The sequence below is a fragment of the Pseudomonas sp. SP16.1 genome, from assembly GCF_052682975.1.
Genome location: NZ_JBQYFZ010000001.1, coordinates 3170403 through 3187915 on the forward strand (window position 1 = coordinate 3170403; position 17513 = coordinate 3187915).

16 protein-coding genes are annotated in these 17513 nt (G+C 60.3%); 8 read left to right on the plus strand and 8 right to left on the minus strand.

Going from position 1 to position 17513, the window contains the following annotated elements; genetic code table 11:
- The first annotated feature begins 404 nt into the window (after positions 1 to 404).
- From ACUTAF_RS15105 to ACUTAF_RS15115, 3 genes are all read left to right on the plus strand, one after another.
- The gene (locus tag ACUTAF_RS15105) at positions 405 to 3305 is read left to right on the plus strand and encodes a ribonucleoside-diphosphate reductase subunit alpha (protein ID WP_445580716.1); all 2901 of its coding nucleotides are present in this window, start codon (positions 405 to 407) and stop codon (positions 3303 to 3305) included.
- 463 nt (positions 3306 to 3768) lie between these two features.
- On the plus strand, positions 3769 to 5019 hold the full coding sequence (locus ACUTAF_RS15110) for a ribonucleotide-diphosphate reductase subunit beta (RefSeq protein ID WP_445580717.1): 1251 nt from the start codon (positions 3769 to 3771) through the stop codon (positions 5017 to 5019).
- 83 nt (positions 5020 to 5102) lie between these two features.
- Entirely contained in the window at positions 5103 to 6161 is a 1059-nt protein-coding gene (locus tag ACUTAF_RS15115; protein ID WP_445580718.1) for a RelA/SpoT domain-containing protein, read from the plus strand.
- A gap of 68 nt (positions 6162 to 6229) precedes the next feature.
- Here ACUTAF_RS15115 and ACUTAF_RS15120 read toward each other — a convergent pair whose 3' ends face one another.
- From ACUTAF_RS15120 to ACUTAF_RS15145, 6 genes are all read right to left on the minus strand, one after another.
- Entirely contained in the window at positions 6230 to 6766 is a 537-nt protein-coding gene (locus ACUTAF_RS15120) for a hypothetical protein (RefSeq protein WP_445580719.1), read from the minus strand.
- Positions 6767 to 6783: 17 nt separating this feature from the next.
- Positions 6784 to 7299, minus strand: a complete 516-nt coding sequence (locus ACUTAF_RS15125; protein ID WP_445580720.1) for a hypothetical protein — start codon at positions 7297 to 7299, stop codon at positions 6784 to 6786.
- Positions 7292 to 8035 carry an alpha/beta hydrolase gene (locus ACUTAF_RS15130; protein ID WP_445580721.1) on the minus strand — a complete coding sequence of 248 codons (744 nt, stop codon included), beginning with the start codon at positions 8033 to 8035 and terminating at the stop codon, positions 7292 to 7294. Before ACUTAF_RS15130 ends, ACUTAF_RS15125 begins: the two co-directional genes overlap by 8 nt.
- A 2-nt stretch (positions 8036 to 8037) precedes the next feature.
- Positions 8038 to 8544, minus strand: coding sequence for a PAAR domain-containing protein (locus ACUTAF_RS15135; protein WP_445580722.1), 507 nt, complete (start codon positions 8542 to 8544; stop codon positions 8038 to 8040).
- A gap of 739 nt (positions 8545 to 9283) precedes the next feature.
- Entirely contained in the window at positions 9284 to 9613 is a 330-nt protein-coding gene (locus ACUTAF_RS15140) for a hypothetical protein (protein WP_445580723.1), read from the minus strand.
- Between the two features lie 363 nt (positions 9614 to 9976).
- Complete coding sequence (locus ACUTAF_RS15145) at positions 9977 to 10792, minus strand: aminotransferase class IV family protein (protein WP_445580724.1); 816 nt, start codon at positions 10790 to 10792, stop codon at positions 9977 to 9979.
- An 83-nt stretch (positions 10793 to 10875) separates the two neighbouring features.
- Between ACUTAF_RS15145 and ACUTAF_RS15150 the strand changes: the two genes are divergently transcribed.
- Positions 10876 to 11229, plus strand: a complete 354-nt coding sequence (locus tag ACUTAF_RS15150) for a MerR family transcriptional regulator (protein WP_445580725.1) — start codon at positions 10876 to 10878, stop codon at positions 11227 to 11229.
- An 89-nt stretch (positions 11230 to 11318) separates the two neighbouring features.
- Here ACUTAF_RS15150 and ACUTAF_RS15155 read toward each other — a convergent pair whose 3' ends face one another.
- The gene (locus tag ACUTAF_RS15155; protein WP_445580726.1) at positions 11319 to 12218 is read right to left on the minus strand and encodes a LysR substrate-binding domain-containing protein; all 900 of its coding nucleotides are present in this window, start codon (positions 12216 to 12218) and stop codon (positions 11319 to 11321) included.
- Positions 12219 to 12337: 119 nt separating this feature from the next.
- On the opposite strand from ACUTAF_RS15155, the gene ACUTAF_RS15160 reads away from it, so the two are divergent.
- The 4 genes from ACUTAF_RS15160 (at position 12338) to ACUTAF_RS15175 (ending at position 15173) form a co-directional block, all read left to right on the plus strand.
- Positions 12338 to 13039 (plus strand): FMN-dependent NADH-azoreductase, encoded by a 702-nt coding sequence (locus tag ACUTAF_RS15160; RefSeq protein ID WP_445580727.1) that lies wholly within the window; start codon positions 12338 to 12340, stop codon positions 13037 to 13039.
- Between the two features lie 325 nt (positions 13040 to 13364).
- Entirely contained in the window at positions 13365 to 13820 is a 456-nt protein-coding gene (locus ACUTAF_RS15165; protein ID WP_445580728.1) for a hypothetical protein, read from the plus strand.
- 377 nt (positions 13821 to 14197) lie between these two features.
- Positions 14198 to 14497: a hypothetical protein gene (locus tag ACUTAF_RS15170; RefSeq protein WP_445580729.1), complete on the plus strand. Its 300-nt coding sequence runs from the start codon at positions 14198 to 14200 to the stop codon at positions 14495 to 14497.
- A 145-nt stretch (positions 14498 to 14642) separates the two neighbouring features.
- A complete protein-coding gene (locus tag ACUTAF_RS15175) occupies positions 14643 to 15173 on the plus strand; it encodes an REP-associated tyrosine transposase (protein ID WP_445580730.1) in 531 nt (176 codons plus the stop codon).
- Between the two features lie 135 nt (positions 15174 to 15308).
- Here the strand turns inward: ACUTAF_RS15175 and ACUTAF_RS15180 are convergent, their stop codons facing one another.
- A complete protein-coding gene (locus ACUTAF_RS15180; protein ID WP_445580731.1) occupies positions 15309 to 17507 on the minus strand; it encodes an OsmC domain/YcaO domain-containing protein in 2199 nt (732 codons plus the stop codon).
- Positions 17508 to 17513 lie beyond the last annotated feature (6 nt).

Below are 17513 nucleotides of genomic sequence, written 5' to 3' on the forward strand. Positions count from 1 at the left end.
ACCAGATATTGGGTTAAGACGGGCCACCGAACACAAGAAGAACGACTCGCGCAAGCCCCCTTCCCAGGCTTGTCCCGGTGTGTCGACCAGCTGTTTTTACGCGTGCCAGGCGTTGCCGGGCGCGCAGCCACGGAGCCGCATTCGAGCGTCTCCGGGCAGCGGTCAGGGCGCGGCCAACGCCGCGAGCCGACCACTATATCTAGTAGGCGGAGTGTCTCACTGCTCCGCCGGATTTCGCGCCAGGACGGCATTTCCAGTCATGCCACCTGCCCGCTTCGCCAGTCACCCGTACCCGGCCGTGCCGAGTGCGGGACAGTTGTTGAATGGAATGAACGGTGGACATGGCACAGGCATCCAATGCCTGAGGCGTCCAACTAAACGAATTACAGAACACGGAGATCTCCATGCATACCGACACCTCTCGCGAGAACTCGCCGGCCAGCGTGCCGCAGGGCGCCGATTCCAGCCAGGATCTGGCCGCCACCGCACCCGGCCAGCTGCGCGTGATCAAGCGCAACGGCACCGTCGTCCCCTACACCGACGACAAGATCACCGTGGCCATCACCAAGGCGTTCCTCGCAGTGGAAGGCGGCACCGCCGCCGCCTCGTCGCGTATCCATGACACCGTCGCGCGCCTGACCGAGCAGGTCACCGCCACCTTCAAGCGCCGCATGCCGTCCGGCGGCACCATCCATATCGAAGAGATCCAGGACCAGGTCGAACTGGCCCTGATGCGCGCTGGCGAGCAGAAGGTCGCCCGCGACTACGTGATCTACCGCGAAGCCCAGGCCGCCAAGCGCAAGGCCGGCGCCAGCGAAATCGCCCAGCCGCACCCGAGCATCCGCATCACCGCTGCAGGCGGCGAGCTGCAGCCGCTGGACATGGGCCGCCTGCAGACCATCATCCGCGAGGCATGCGAAGGCCTGGCCGAGGTCGACGGCGCGCTGATCGAGCGTGAAACCCTGAAGAACCTCTACGACGGCGTCGCCGAGAAGGACGTCAACACCGCCCTGGTGATGACCGCCCGCACCCTGGTCGAGCGCGAGCCGAACTACAGCTACGTCACCGCCCGCCTGCTGATGGACAACATCCGCGCCGAAGGCCTGGGCTTCCTCGGCGTGGCCAGCAGCGCCACCCACCACGAGATGGCCGAGCTGTACGCCAAGGCGCTGCCCGCCTACGTGGAAAAGGGCGTGGAATTCGAGCTGATCGATCCCAAGCTCAAGGACTACGACCTGGCCAAGCTGGGCGCCGCGATCAACCACGAGCGCGACCAGCAGTTCACCTACCTGGGCCTGCAGACCCTGTACGACCGCTACTTCATCCACAAGGACGGCGTGCGTTTCGAACTGCCGCAGATCTTCTTTATGCGCGTGGCGATGGGGCTCGCGATTGAAGAACCGCAAAAAGAAGAACGCGCCATCGAGTTCTACAACCTGCTGTCCTCGTTCGACTACATGGCGTCCACACCGACCCTGTTCAACGCCGGCACTCTGCGTCCGCAACTCTCCAGCTGCTATCTGACCACCGTGCCGGACGACCTGTCGGGCATCTACAGCGCCATCCACGACAACGCCATGCTGAGCAAATTCGCCGGCGGCCTGGGCAACGACTGGACCCCGGTGCGCGCGCTGGGCTCCTACATCAAGGGCACCAACGGCAAGAGCCAGGGCGTCGTGCCCTTCCTCAAGGTGGTCAACGACACCGCCGTGGCGGTCAACCAGGGCGGCAAGCGCAAGGGCGCGGTCTGCGCCTACCTGGAAACCTGGCACATGGACATCGAGGAATTCCTCGAGCTGCGCAAGAACACCGGTGACGACCGTCGCCGCACCCACGACATGAACACCGCGAACTGGATTCCGGACCTGTTCATGAAGCGCGTGTTCGAAGACGGCAAGTGGACCCTGTTCAGCCCGAGCGAAGTGCCGGACCTGCACGACCTGACCGGCAAGGCCTTCGAGGAGCGCTACGAGTACTACGAGGCCCTGATCGAGTACGGCAAGATCAAGCTGTACAAGACCATCGCCGCCAAGGACCTGTGGCGCAAGATGCTCTCGATGCTGTTCGAGACCGGCCACCCCTGGCTGACCTTCAAGGACCCGTGCAACCTGCGCAGCCCGCAGCAGCACGTCGGCGTCGTGCACAGCTCCAACCTGTGCACCGAGATCACCCTGAACACCAACGCCGACGAGATCGCCGTGTGCAACCTGGGTTCGGTCAACCTGGTCAACCACATCGTCGACGGCAAGCTGGACACCGCCAAGCTGGAGAAGACCGTCAAGACTGCCGTGCGCATGCTCGATAACGTCATCGACATCAACTACTACAGCGTGCCGCAGGCGAAGAACTCCAACCTCAAGCACCGTCCGGTCGGCCTGGGCATCATGGGCTTCCAGGATGCGCTGTACCTGCAGCACATCCCCTATGGCTCGGATGCCGCGGTGGAGTTCGCCGACAAGTCCATGGAAGCGGTCAGCTACTTCGCCATCGCCGCCTCCTGCGACCTGGCCGACGAGCGCGGCAGCTACAGCACCTTCGACGGTTCGCTGTGGAGCAAGGGCATCCTGCCGCTGGACTCGCAGCAGATCCTGATCGAGCAGCGCGGGCAGAAGTACATCGACGTCGACCTGTCCGAAAGCCTGGACTGGGCGCCGCTGCGCGAGCGCGTGCAGAAAGGCATCCGCAACTCCAACATCATGGCCATCGCGCCGACCGCCACCATCGCCAACATCACCGGCGTGTCGCAGTCGATCGAGCCGACCTACCAGAACCTCTACGTGAAGTCGAACCTCTCCGGCGAGTTCACCGTGATCAACCCCTACCTGGTGCGCGACCTGAAGAACCGCGGCCTGTGGGACCCGGTCATGGTCAACGACCTGAAGTACTACGACGGCTCCGTGCAGCAAATCGAGCGCATCCCGCAGGATCTGAAAGACCTGTACGCCACCGCCTTCGAGGTGGAGACCAAGTGGATCGTCGACGCCGCCAGCCGCCGCCAGAAGTGGATCGACCAGGCCCAGTCGCTGAACCTGTACATCGCCGGCGCCAGCGGCAAGAAGCTGGACGTGACCTACCGCATGGCCTGGTACCGTGGCCTGAAGACCACCTACTACCTCCGTGCCCTGGCCGCCACCAGCACCGAGAAGTCCACCATCAACACCGGCAAGCTCAACGCGGTGTCCAGTGGTGGCGACAGCGGCCTGTCCGCCGCCCCGGCCAAGGCCCCGGAGCAAGCCGCCCCGGCGCCGGCTCCGGTACCCAAGGCGTGCGCCATCGACGAGCCGGACTGCGAAGCGTGCCAGTAAGCGCACGCATCTGAGCGGCGCGCGCGTCGTTGCCCGGCAGGTCGGACCCCATCACGTACATGCGTACGCTCAGGGGTTCCGACCGACCAGGCGCCTAGCGCTCACTCGCTCAGCTACGCGCTCGACCGTCGAGCTAAGAGCTAAGGCAAAAGCCAAAGAGCCAAGCGCAGTTCTAAAGCAACACACGGTCAATCCCCTCTCCCCTCCGGGGAGAGGGCTAGGGTGAGGGGAAGCCTTTCGCAGATCTCCTGCAAGGGCAGCGAGCAACATTGCCCTCCCCAACCAATTACCTGCCCTCGCCGTTATCGACGAGGCACCGGCCCGAGCCGGCAGGCCACCCGCCGCCGCCCGGACCAGCGGTACCCGTTTCACCTTGCGCGCAGTTCGCAACGGAACATAATCAGAAAATCTGTATATCCATACAGGCCGGCTCGTTAGCCGGCCCTCACGCAGGAGCCAAGCCATGCTGAGCTGGGATGAATTCGACAAGGAAGACGGCGCCGAAGCAGCCGCCGTCAGCAAGACCACCGCGCAGGTCGCGGACATGAGCCTCGACAAGCTCGACCAGGCCGGCGACGCCGCCGCCCACGAAGCCCGCGCCGTCGCCGCCGACGACAGCGCCGCGGTCGCCCGCGCCAAGGCCGCGCTGGACCAGCTCGACATCCAGGAAGGCCTGGACGAACTGGAAGGCTCCGCCGCCCGCGTACAGGTCGACCAGAAGCGCATGATCAACGCCCGCGCCGACCTCAACCAGCTCGTACCCTTCAAGTACGACTGGGCCTGGCAGAAGTATCTGGATGGTTGCGCCAACCACTGGATGCCGCAGGAAGTGAACATGAACGCCGACATCGCCCTGTGGAAGAGCGCCGACGGCCTCACCGAGGACGAGCGCCGCATCGTCATGCGCAACCTCGGCTTCTTCTCCACCGCCGACTCCCTGGTGGCCAACAACCTGGCCCTGGCCGTGTACCGCCTGATCACCAACCCCGAGTGCCGCCAGTACATCCTGCGCCAGGCCTTCGAAGAGGCGATCCACACCCACGCCTACCAGTACTGCATCGAATCGCTGGGCATGGACGAAGGCGAGATCTTCAACATGTACCACGAGATCCCGAGCGTGGCGAAGAAGGCCAGCTGGGGCCTGAAATACACCCGCGCCATCTCCGACCCGCAGTTCAACACCGGCACCGTCGAGACCGACAAGGAACTGCTGCGCAACCTGATCGCCTACTACTGCGTGTTGGAAGGCATCTTCTTCTACTGCGGCTTCACCCAGATCCTCTCCATGGGCCGCCGCAACAAGATGACCGGCGTCGCCGAGCAGTTCCAATACATCCTGCGCGACGAATCCATGCACCTGAACTTCGGCATCGACGTGATCAACCAGATCAAGATCGAGAACCCGCACCTGTGGGATGCCCAGATGAAGGACGAAGCGACCCAGATGATCCTGCAGGGCACCCAGCTCGAGATCGAATACGCGCGTGACACCATGCCGCGCGGCGTACTGGGCATGAACGCCGCGATGATGGAGGACTACCTCAAGTTCATCGCCAACCGCCGCCTGACCCAGATCGGCCTGAAGGAAGAGTACCCGGGCACCACCAACCCCTTCCCGTGGATGAGCGAGATCATGGACCTGAAGAAGGAGAAGAACTTCTTCGAGACCCGTGTGATCGAGTATCAGACTGGTGGGGCGTTGAGCTGGGATTGATTCCGATAACGAAAGAAATATCTTGGGCGACTTAGAAGGTCGCCCTCTTATTTTCAGTAGTATGGCTTCGAATGGAGAATAACATGGCAGAGGAAAATTCCACGTACCCAGGCGGCTCAAAATCCCGCGTAAACAGAGCTGGAGCACGAGTTCGCAGTGGCGAGGCAAATATTGAAGACCTCTTAACCATTGAGACATGGCGTGCCGCGCATCGCCCGGTCCTAAATACCTTCCAAGCCATCCTAAGAAACCGCACTCGCGGAACTAAAATAGCAGTAGCACAACGACACAAACGTCGAAATACAATTTTTGGAAAGTTACTCAGACTCCCCAGGATGGAGCTATCCCGCATGGACGATATTGCAGGCTGCCGCCTGATCTTTCCCTCCTGCGAGGAACTCTACGAATTTCGAAAACTCTTCCACAGCGCACGTTTCAAACACAAGCGCAGAAACGAAACAGACAAATACGACTACATAAAAAGCCCTAAGCAGACTGGCTACAGGGGAATTCATGACGTCTATGAGTACGATGTAAATTCCAATGCAGGAAACCATTTACGCGGGCTATATGTTGAAATCCAGTATAGGACTCACATTCAGCACGCATGGGCAACTGCCGTCGAAGTAATCGGCTTCATTACAGAAAGCCAGCCTAAGTTCCAAGAGGGCGATGATCGATATCAACGCGCAATGGCATTAGCAAGCGAGATCCTGGCAAGAGCACACGAAAACAGAAAAGGGCCTCTACCTGAACTTACCGATCATGACCTCGTTAACAAATTCGTTGAGCTAGACAAGAGCCTTGCCCTAATGAATATGCTTCGAGGGCTCAATGCCGCAGACAAAGATGTAAAAAGCAATCGCAATACAATCTTGCTATTCTCAAAAACCGGCAACCTCCAAGTCAAGACATATCGAGACGCAACAGAAGCTCTCAGAGAGCTATTTGAACTAGAAAAATCCTTCCCCGAATATGACATCGTTCTGGTTCGAGCAGATTCAAGCGAAGAAGTAAAATTTGCGTATAAAAATTACTTCTCAGACGCCCGAGACTTCATCACCTTAATGGAGAATGGGCTTCAAAAGCTTTCCGGAAAAAGAATAATAAAAAACAGAAAGCTAATTGGCCTCGAAGGCTAATAAAGGAACTAGGACGAAAAGGGGGACAGATTTATTTTCTCCGTCACCCTCCTCTACTGGTTTCGCCCTTACGGCGAGTCACTTTCTCTTTGCTCGCGCGAAAGAGAAAGTAACCAAAGAGAAAGCGCGCCCGGCATCCGGGTTTCGCTGCGCGAAACTCCCCTCGCTCCGGCGCTGTTCCGAGGGTCGTCGCGAAGGGCCATCCCTGGCCCATCGCTCCTCGTTTGGCATCCATGCCAAACGCCCCTCTCCACAGCACCTCCATTAAGGTTCTCGACGAACATGATCGACGAGTGAAAGAGGAAGGTGGAGATAGTCGGCCCAGCCGCAAGGGAGGAAACCAGTCCTTTCGCTACATACCGCTCAGAACTATGCTCATTAGGCATATCATCGCCGACGAGCGAACAACGCAACAGGCCGCCCACGGGTGAGTCTTCGGGTTTGAAAATATTCAGAAGATCGGCATCAGCGGTAAAGCTGACCTGATAGAGATTGGTGCTCTGTCTGGAAAGCCCGAGATAACCCAGCTCGGCGGGTGGAATGTGATGATCTTTGGCGCAGCCCAGAAAGAATGGCACCACGGCCAGCAATAGATGTCTGGCCATGACAGCCATCTTAGCGATCACTGAATACCCACTTCCCGAAAAATATCCAATACCGGTATCCGCATAGTTGCCGAGCGATACGCCTTGAATCCAAACGCTGTCGCCGTATACACGCAAGGCACCGATTGCTTGCCCTGCAGAATGCGCCGCAACTCGTCGGCCCTCAGCATACGACTGCTACGGCCCTCGTTGAGGTTCTCATCAAGCATCAATGCAGCGGAGTAAATGAAAACCTCGTTCTCCCGTAGCGGCTGCTCGACTGAGACCAAGCCCTCAGCTATATATTGATCAGCATCACGACCAACTGAAACTTCATCGAGCCCAAGCGAGCAACGGAGCATACTGCTTATGGGCTTCTTGCCTTTTTCGAAAATATTCAAGAAATCAATATTCGACGAAAATCTCACTTCATAAAGTTCAGCACCCTGCTCCCGAGCGAGCTCAAGATAATCAATATCTGCAACAGGGGCATTATGACCCTTTGCACACCCGAAAAATAACGGCACGACGATCAACCACAGATATCTAGGCACTACAGCCACCGTCAATATAACTAATGATGGATTCAAAAAGGATATCAGAGGCCGATGCACTACCACGCACTGGACTTATAAACATATCCAGGGCATAGGCATGATTCACATCCATATGAGTATTGATATCCGGCCCACTGTCCACTCGCCACTGCTCACCAAAATTGGCTACTGCGTCAGAAGCATCAGGACGCTTGGGAGCAGCCTTAACATTTATCCAATACCCACTTACTGGTTCAGGCTTGCTGAAATAAATGTCAGAGCCCAGCCACACCAAAGCCCCCTCTCCAACGGGATCAAGGGTAATCAACATTTCAACCTTATACCCTTTCTTGCTCAGAATCTTGGAAAGATGAGCCCCGTTCCATCCCCCGAGACTATGCCCGACAATATAGACAGGGGTTGATTTATCTGGAACCCCCTTATAAATATACTTATCAATATCCCAACCACCCCGCACATCGCTATAACTTAGATAATGCGCTTGGTAAAACTGGGTACGACCAGCCTGCCGAATAAGCCTGGCAAAATGCCTATGAACCTCCAGAATATTGTTATAGGCGCCAGCAAAGTAATACGACTCCTTGTCCCCCGCCCCTCCAATAAAGAACACCACCACCCTACAGTTGCTGGCCTCAACGACTTTGGGCGCTTGATTGTCCGAAGGGGTCAGCGTGGGCGACGCTGCCAGGGTTGCCTCTTTTCCGTTTGGCAGTATGATTTTTTGAGCTTCCATGCTCAGTCCTCTATGTAGATTTCAATAGCTTCAGCACGAACAGAATGAGTGACCAGTTTGGTAAATCCGTTTTCGTCTGATTGCCCGTATTCGAAGCGCCCGTCTTCACGCTTGATCGCATAGTTCCGGTAGGTCAGTGGTCTGCCGCTACGTTTATCGACCAGCTGAAAACGATCATTGAACGCAGCTTGAATATTCAACGGCGCAACCGGGGTAAACGGCGCGCCACCACCGCTATTGCCAATGATGACGCTGCCCGAGCCACCAATGATGGTATTGCCATGTCCGCCGACACTACCCAGCGTCGCGGCATTCAGGCCATTGATGAAAACTGTCGGGGAGACATTCGCGGAGATGGGGCTGCCGCAAGCCGATGTGTCGCTCATTCGAGCGGCGCTGAGGCCGTCGAACAGCACATCACCAGAGCCGGTAACGATAGGGTTGGTGCCATGCCCTGGGATTGGGCAAGCGGTGGGGTCGCTGACGCGCGCAGCAGGTTTGCCGCTCATCTGTAACTCCTTGGTCCGAGACCTTCGATGAAAAACCGTTTCACTCCATGGCGGCATTCTATCGACACGGCGTCCGCCGGTGTTGAACCGACGCACAAGTCCAAGCGGATAGCTCGAAAGCATCGCGAAGCTTCCGGTCTCCCCTCTCCGAAGAGGGGACTGATCGCGCTCGACTGGTGTTTAAGCGAGTAGCCCGGATAACCGCTGATGGTGGATGAAAGAAGCGTCATCCACCCTACGGTCTGGACGCCCAACCACGGGGTTGTGGCCCTGTAGGGTGGACAACGCGAAGCTTGTCCACCATGAGAGCCAGAACACCTTCCGCGATAACTGCTTCATTCGGCTTTTGCTTTTCCTTCCACAATCTCGCAGACGACGCCAAGCGCCCCATCAGGAGGCCGAGCGGAATCGTTGTGCAGGGGGTGAGCCGCATGGATGCGGCGAAAGGCGTAAAGGGCCAGGGACGGCCCTTGTACGCCGACCCCGGAGCAACGATGGAGCGAGGGAAGTCTGGCGCAGCCAGACCCGGATGGCGGGGCTAGACTTTTTGGTTACTTTTGGGGCAATGCCAAAAGTAACCCGCCGTAAGGGCGGAACCGTTACCCGAGAACGACACAGCAGCGGCGTATGTACGCAAAATCAGTGAGTACCCCGGACATCAATGGTGGAATACGCTTCGCGGTTTTCCACCCTACGCGCCACCAGCGGCATGCTCTTCTTTGTCACTTGAGCGGAAAACTCAAGATGCGATCCGCGCCACAAACTCCGACGCTTCCTGGCGGGTGAAGAAACACCCAAGACGGACGAATCCAGAAATTACAGTGGCTTTGATCTCAACAACTTCTCCCGCCAGATCCCTATTGGTTATCCATTCATCAGGCAATCCATCGATCAAATGGAATGGTGCGGGACGGCCGTCTCGATATCGGGATATTTCTACCTGTCCGGTATCAGAGTCCTTGAACGCAGGAACGAAGCGAGCCTGGGCATTGTTTTCGCTCACGCCTCCGGTGCCAGCATACTGTTGGTTCTCTTTCTCCAAAAATGACGGACGTTGTTGGATTAACATCGTGGCCACCTTTCTAAACAGCTCGGCTCCAGACTCCTTACCTGTAGCTAAAACATTCGGTTCCGTTACGTCTTTAACTTACCGCGCCTACGGCTTTACTGAACTATTCAAATAGATGAAGCAAAACGTCTTTTCGGACTAATACCAATGGAGTAGACATTTTGCCGAGCGGGTAGCCCGGATAACCGCCACTCAAAAAAATGGTGGATGAAAAAAGCGTCATCCACCCCAGGGTCCGGACGCCCGAAGTCTGGAGGTACGGTCCTGTAGGGTGGACAACGCGAAGCTTGTCCACCGGCTGGTCCAACGGAAAAGGAGGCGGACTCATCTACCAAACCGCCCCCTTCTCGCCTGTCGCCATTCTCAGGGGCACTCGGCCGGTTCAGCCTCGTGGGCCTCGTGCAGCAGCTCGATAAAGGGGCTGGCCTCGTCCATTGCATGGGAGCCAATGGCGGTGACCGGAACCCCCGGCGTCCAGGAGTTCATCAGCGCCGCGCCGGAGAGTTCCCGCAGCCGCTCAAGCGTGATGAACTCCCGGCGCTGCGGCACCTCGAGGCGTTCAAGTTGCCGCTGAACCATGCCCATCATGGTGCCTTTCAACATCTCGGCCCTCGGCCAGATCACTGCGTCACCATCCCAGAACACCAGATTCCATATCGTGGCCTCGCTCAGACAGCCGCGTTCATCGACGAAAGCCGCATCGTCAAAGCCCTGCCGTATGGCCTGGTGCAGGTAGTAGGTCTTACCGACTTCCCCGACATGCTTGATGGCGGCCAGAGGCCTCTGATGTTCGATAGCCGCCAATCGCAAGGGGCCTTTCGGCCCATCGGATGGGGCTGCTGTACGAACCAGCACGGCGGGCTCTACATCCATGCTATCGGCCGTGAACTCGCCATGGGGGGAGAAGACGGTGACCGTCAGCGACTGATCGCTCGCCCCCTCCTGCATCGCCATCCGAATCTGTGAGCGCAGCAGTTCATCGGACGGCGCCCGGCCGAAGAACTCCAGGGAGGCATTGCGCAGACGGTCGAGGTGAAGATCCAGCCCCTTCATCCTGGCGTTTCTCACCTGCATCGCCGTGAAGTGGGCGAATCCCGCGAAAGCCAGGGGGTTCAACTGCGAAGCGGTAGCCGGATGGCCATTGATATAGGACGGGTAGGTGTGCGGATGGATCGCCATGAAGTGGCTCCTGATGGTGCTCGGTTGATCGAGCCCCTATCATCGACTCTGACAGCGCTGTCAGAGTCAAGGCGAAACACGCGATGAAAATAGGCGAGTTATCCAAGCGTTCAGGCGTGAGCATCAGAATGCTCCGTTATTACGAAACCGAAGGACTGCTGAAGCCCAAGCGCACCGCAAGCGGGTATCGCGATTACGCACCGGAAGAATTGCGAACCGTCGAGCGCATCCAACTGCTTGGCGCGGCCGGCATGACCCTGGCGACCATCCTGAAGTTCCTGCCGTGCGTGCGAGGTGAAGGTCTCGCGTTCGAGCCATGCGATGAGCTGCGCAGCGTCCTGCACGAGCAGATCCGCCTTACCGAGCAGAAAGCGGCGGAGCTGGCCCAAAGTCGCGAGGTTCTGCAGAGTTTCCTGCACGAAGTTGAGCGAGGCTGAGGATCAATTGGATCGCTGCCACGCGCCCATGTAGCCGAATGCTCACGCCGCAACGGTGGATGAAAAAAAGCGTCATCCACCCTACGCCGCTACAGCGTGCACAGCCCTCCCGGCACGGCCATGACCCAATCCCGGACGGCCCGGATGGCCGGATCGTTCCTGCGGCTTTCCGGGTACACCAGAAAGAACGGCTTGCCTTCCAGCTCCGGACCGAAGGGCTGGACCAGGCGCCCTTCGCGCAGCTCGTCCTCGATCAGCTGACGGCTCATCAGTGCCACGCCCTGGGCGCCGATGGCGGCCGACACGGCGTGGGTCTCGTCGGAGAACACCAGCCCGGCGCTGACGTCCAGCCCCGGCACCTGGGCCTGCTTCTGCCACAGGGCCCAGTCCAGCGGCGAGGAAACGGCGGCCTGGTTGCGGAAGTGGATCAGCGAGTGTTTCGGCAGATCGGCGGCATCGTGCAGGCCGAGGTGCGGGCTGCAAGCCGGGATGAAGCTGTTGTCGAACAGCTTCTCCGCCACCAGCCCCGGCCAGCGGCCGTCGCCGTAGCGGATGGCGATGTCGGCGGTGACGCCATCCAGCGCCACCGGTTCGTGCGAGGCGTGGATGCGCAGGTCGATGTCCGGGTGGGCGTCGCGCAGCAGGCAGACCCAGGACAGCAGCCAGCGCACCGCCACCGCGGGTGTGGTGCTGAGGGTGACGGCCTGGCGACAGGGCACCGCGCTGAGCCGCTCGACCGTGGCGCCGATGCTGTCGAACGCGGTTTCCAGCACCTGCTGCAGCTCGCGGCCCTGGGCGGTCAGTTCCAGCCGTCTGGGTTTGCGCAGGAACAGGGCGATGCCGAGCGACTCCTCCAGCGCGCGAATCTGGTGGCTGACCGCCGTGGCGGTCACCGAGAGTTCTTCCGCGGCCTGCTTGGCGCTCTCATGGCGGGCGGCCGCCTCGAAGGCACGCAGGGCGGAAAGCGAAGGTAGCCAGCGCCTGCTCATGGATGAGTTTCTCTCAGCCGTATCGAAAAATAATCATCGTTTGTCGCCCTAGCGGGCTGAAACTAGCCTGAGTCTGCTGCCAATGACAGATGAATTCAACTTCAAGCAGGAGACTCGCTATGCCACACCTACTGCACCTCGACGCCAGCGCCCGCCCCGGTCTCGCCGGCAAGGACCTGCACGGCTCACACAGTCGCAACCTCAGCCAGCGCTTCGTCAGCCAGTGGCAGGCCCGCCGCGCGCAGGACAGCGTCACCTACCGCGATATCGGCCAGAACCCGCCATCGATCATCGACCACGACTGGATCGCCGCCTCCTTCACCCCCGAGCCGCAGCGCGAGCCCTGGATGCGCGAGACGCTGGCCGAGAGCGATCGGCTGGTCGACGAGCTGGTGGCGGCGGACGTGCTGGTGATCGGCGCGCCGCTGTACAACTTCGGCATGCCGGCCGCGCTCAAGGCGTGGATCGACCAGGTGGTGCGCCCCGGCAGGACGGTGGACGTCGACGAGAGCAACCCGCTCGATCCCTACGTGCCGCTGCTGGCCGACCGGCCGCGGCATGCGGTGATCCTCAGCGCCCGCGGCGGCATCGGCTTCGACCCCGGCGGCCCGATGGCGCATATGAACCATCTGGAGCCGAACCTGATCACCGCCCTCGGTTTCATCGGCATCACCCGCGTGCACCAGATCGCCATCGAGGGTCAGGAAGTGGGCGGCGAGCTGCTGGCCACCTCGGTGGCGCAGGCGCTGAGTCAGGTCGACGCGCTGGTGGCGGAGCTGCAACGGGCGTTGCAGGCGCAGCACACGCCAGAGCCGGCCTGATGCTTTAAGGAAACCCTGAAATAGCCGTCATTCCCGCGCAGGCGGGAATCCAGCCCCTCCGTAGTACCTGGGCTCCCGCCTTCGCGGGAGTGACGGTAAATGGCTTTTTCAGAACCTCCTTAAGCGCCACGTGAGGCGGAGACGGGCCAGGCTATGCAGATAGCCAGTAGCCACGGACGTCGAGGTATCGATCTCCCCACGCACGCCCCCCCCTGCCGGAGTTAGAGAAACGCAGCATTCACGGCTAGGCTCCAGGAGAGCACAACGACGCGGCTGCAACCGTAGTCATGGCGCGCAGACAGGGCAAGGTAGCGGGAGGGTTGGCATGGTCCAGCAGATCGATCTGGTGATCAGAGGGGATTACCTGCAAGCATTCGCCGCCGATCACAAGCCCAAGCTATGTCCCGAACTGCTGGACTACCTGCTGGACGAGGCGAGCTACCACTCGCAACTGAGCCTGCAGATCCACTGCCCGGAAGCAGAGCGAGAGCGCCTGCCCAGGGCCATCGGCAATAGCTGCAGCCACAGGATCGGCCAGCTGAAACGGGACATCCGGGCCTGGCGCCTGCTGGCTCTGCTGCTGATGGCCCTGGCCGTGGGCCTGGTAATACTGGCCACCTGGCTGGAAGTGGAGGGCACCATCCCCCTGGGCATCATCACCGTCACGGCGTGGATGCTGGTGTGGCGCACCTCGGAGATCCTGCTGCTGGATATCCGCGGCGGCTATCGAGACATACGCAGGTATCAGCGCCTGATCGACGCGCCGAAGCAGTTTCTCTAGGGAAATTCTGACAAAGCCATTTACCGTCACTCCCGCGAAGGCAGGAGCCCAGATGCTACGGAGTATTCCCCTTCGGGCCAGCGCAAGCGCTGTTCAGCGATAAAGCCGCGGTCCCGCTTGCGCCCGACTATTTCAGAGTTTCTCTAGCGGATAGCGCCCCCTGGATGGCCACCGTCCCAGGGTGGATACAAAGAGCGTCATCCAACAGATGGGGTTGCGCTTGTGGTAATAGGCGCCCGCCCAACTGCCGATCGATCCCGAGCACGCGCCCTCTCCTGCTTCGGCTACCGTTTCCCTATGCCCTTGCCGCACCGGTGAGCCTCGTGCCGGCGGGCAAGCCTGGCCCCGGCCGAATCGCCTGCCCGAGGAGAGTCATCATGTCGGTCTTGCACTCCTTTCACTCCTGGCTACGCCGCCACCTGCTGGCGAGCTTCTTGCTGATGACCGCGAGCTTCCTGGCCTTCGGCTACTTCACCATCGACCTGGTGCAGTTGCTCAGCAGCAACGCGTCCTTTCTCGTCAGGCACGGTTGGCTGGCGGTGATGAGCGGCGGCCTGCTGCAGCTCGGCGAGCTGACGCTGTCCGCGCTGCTGGCGATGGCCTTCTACCTGGTATTCAAGTTGTGCGAGCAGGCATTGCTGCAGCGCCTGTCGAGCGAGCGGCGCGTGGTCGATTAGCAAGTGGCCCGGATAACATATGCCAATGGTGGATGAAAAGAGCGTCATCCACCCTACGTCGGCATGCAGAGGTTGTATGTAGGGTGGACAACGCGAAGCTTGTCCACCATGGTTTCAACACCCCACCGCTCAAGGATGAGCCGCCATGCCCGACTATCGCCGCACCCGTGCTCCCGGTGCCACCTACTTCTTCACCGTCAATCTGCGCGATCGCTGCAGTGATCTGCTGATCCGTGAAATCGATCTGCTACGCGAGACGGTACGCGCCACGCGAGCACGTCATCCCTTTCATATCGATGCCTGGGTGGTGCTGCCCGAGCATATGCATTGCCTATGGACGCTGCCGCCCGGCGATGCCGATTTCGCTCTGCGCTGGAAAGTGATCAAGTTCGCCTTCGCCAAACGCCTGCCGGCCACCGAAGCCACCACCGAGACGCAGCGCAAACGTGGCGAACGCGGTATCTGGCAGCGGCGTTATTGGGAGCACTTGATCCGGGACGAAGGGGATTACCAGCGTCACTTCGATTACATCCACTACAACCCGCTGAAACATGGCCACGTCGCGCGCCTGGCGGACTGGCCCTATTCGAGTTTTCACCGGGCGGTGGCGATGGGGATTTATGGCAGGGATTGGTGCGCAGGCCCCTCGCCTGAGCATGAGGTTTTTGGGGAATGAAGGGTTGTGGTGGAAAACGCTGCGCGGTTTTCCACCCTACCGGGCTCCAGCCTTTTTTGATGACGGGCCCCGATAAGCGTCGCCCCTAAAAAGCGTCATCCACCCTACGCGCTTCCGGAGCCACTGGCCGGCGCATTAAAGCCCCGCCGCCCTGGCCCGCGCCGCGTGCAGCTTCTTGTAGCTGTCGATCAGGCGCAGGTGCTTGTCGAGGCCTTCCAGCTGCATGCTGGTCGGGGTCAGGCCATAGAAACGCACGCTGCCGTCGACCGAACCGATGGCCGCGTCCATCCGCTGGTTGCCGAACATGCGGCGGAAGTTGGCTTCGAAGTCGGCCATGTCCAGCTCGTCGTCCAGCTGCACTTCCAGCACCACGTTGAGCGCCTGGTAGAACAGGCCACGCTCGACCGTGTTGTCGTTGTACTGGAGGAAGGCCTCGGTCAGTTCCTTGGCCTCGTCGAACTTGTTCAGGGCCAGGTAGATCAGCAGCTTCAATTCGAGGATGGTCAGCTGGCCCCACACGGTGTTGTCGTCGAACTCGACGCCGATCAGGGTGGTGATGTCGGTGTAGTCGTCGACCTCGCACTGCTCCAGGCTCTTGAGCAGGCTCTTCAGGCGCATGTCGCTCAGGCTGTGCAGGTTGAGGATGTCGGAGCGGAAGATCAGCGCCTTGTTGGTGTTGTCCCAGATCAGGTCCTCGACCGGGTAGATCTCCGAGTAGCCCGGCACCAGGATGCGGCAGGCGTTGGCGCCAAGGTCGTCGTACACGGCCATGTACACCTCCTTGCCCATGTCTTCGAGGATGCCGAACAGGGTCGCGGCCTCCTGGACATTGGAATCCTCGCCGTGTCCGGAGAAGTCCCACTCGACGAATTCGTAGTCGGCCTTGGCGCTGAAGAAGCGCCAGGACACCACGCCGCTGGAGTCGATGAAGTGCTCGACGAAGTTGTTCGGCTCGGTCAGCGCCTGGCTCTCGAAAGTCGGCTGCGGCAGGTCGTTGAGGCCCTCGAAGCTGCGCCCCTGGAGCAGTTCGGTGAGACTGCGCTCCAGCGCCACCTCGAAGCTAGGGTGGGCGCCGAACGAGGCGAACACACCGCCGGTGCGCGGGTTCATCAGGGTCACGCACATCACCGGGAACTGGCCGCCGAGCGAGGCGTCCTTGACCAGCACCGGAAAGCCCTGCTCCTCCAGGCCGCGGATGCCGGCGAGGATATCGGGGTACTTGGCCAGCACCTCCTGCGGCACGTCCGGCAGGGCCAGCTCGTTCTCCAGGATCTCGCGCTTGACCGCGCGCTCGAAGATCTCCGACAGGCACTGCACCTGCGCCTCGGCCAGGGTGTTACCGGCGCTCATGCCGTTGGACAGATAGAGGTTCTCGATCAGGTTGCTGGGGAAGTACACCACCTCGCCGTCGGACTGGCGCACGAAGGGCAGCGAGCAGATACCGCGCGCCTTGTTGCCCGAGTTGGTGTCATACAGGTGCGAGCCGCGCAGCTCGCCGTCCGGGTTGTAGATGGCCAGGCAATGCTCGTCGAGGATCTCTTCCGGCAGCGCATCCTTCGGTCCCGGCTTGAACCAGCGCTCGTTGGGGTAATGGACGAAGTCGGCGCCCGCGATCTCCTCGCCCCAGAACTGGTCGTTGTAGAAGAAGTTGCAGTTCAGTCGCTCGATGAACTCGCCCAGCGCCGAGGCCAGCGCCGCCTCCTTGGTCGCGCCCTTGCCGTTGGTGAAGCACAGCGGCGACTGCGCGTCGCGGATATGCAGCGACCAAACGTTGGGCACTATGTTGCGCCAGGAGGCGATCTCGATCTTCATCCCCAGCTCGGCGAGGATGCCCGACATATTGGCGATGGTCTGTTCCAGCGGCAGGTCCTTGCCGAGGATGCGCGTGCCCGGGCCTGCGGTCAGCGCCGGCATCAGCAGGGCCTGGGCGTCGGCGTCGAGGTTGGCCACCTGCTCGATGACGAACTCGGGGCCGGCCTGCACCACCTTCTTCACCGTGCAGCGGTCGATGGAGCGCAGGATGCCCTGGCGGTCCTTGTCGGAGATGTCCGCGGGCAGCTCGACCTGGATCTTGAATATCTGCTGGTAGCGGTTTTCCGGGTCGACGATGTTGTTCTGCGACAGGCGGATGTTGTCGGTGGGAATGCCCCGCGTCTGGCAGTACAGCTTGACGAAGTAGGCCGCGCACAGCGCCGAGGAGGCCAGGAAATAGTCGAACGGCCCCGGCGCCGAGCCATCGCCCTTGTAGCGGATGGGCTGGTCGGCAATCACCGTGAAGTCATCGAACTTGGCTTCGAGACGGAGGTTGTCGAGAAAGTTGACCTTGATTTCCATGCGGGG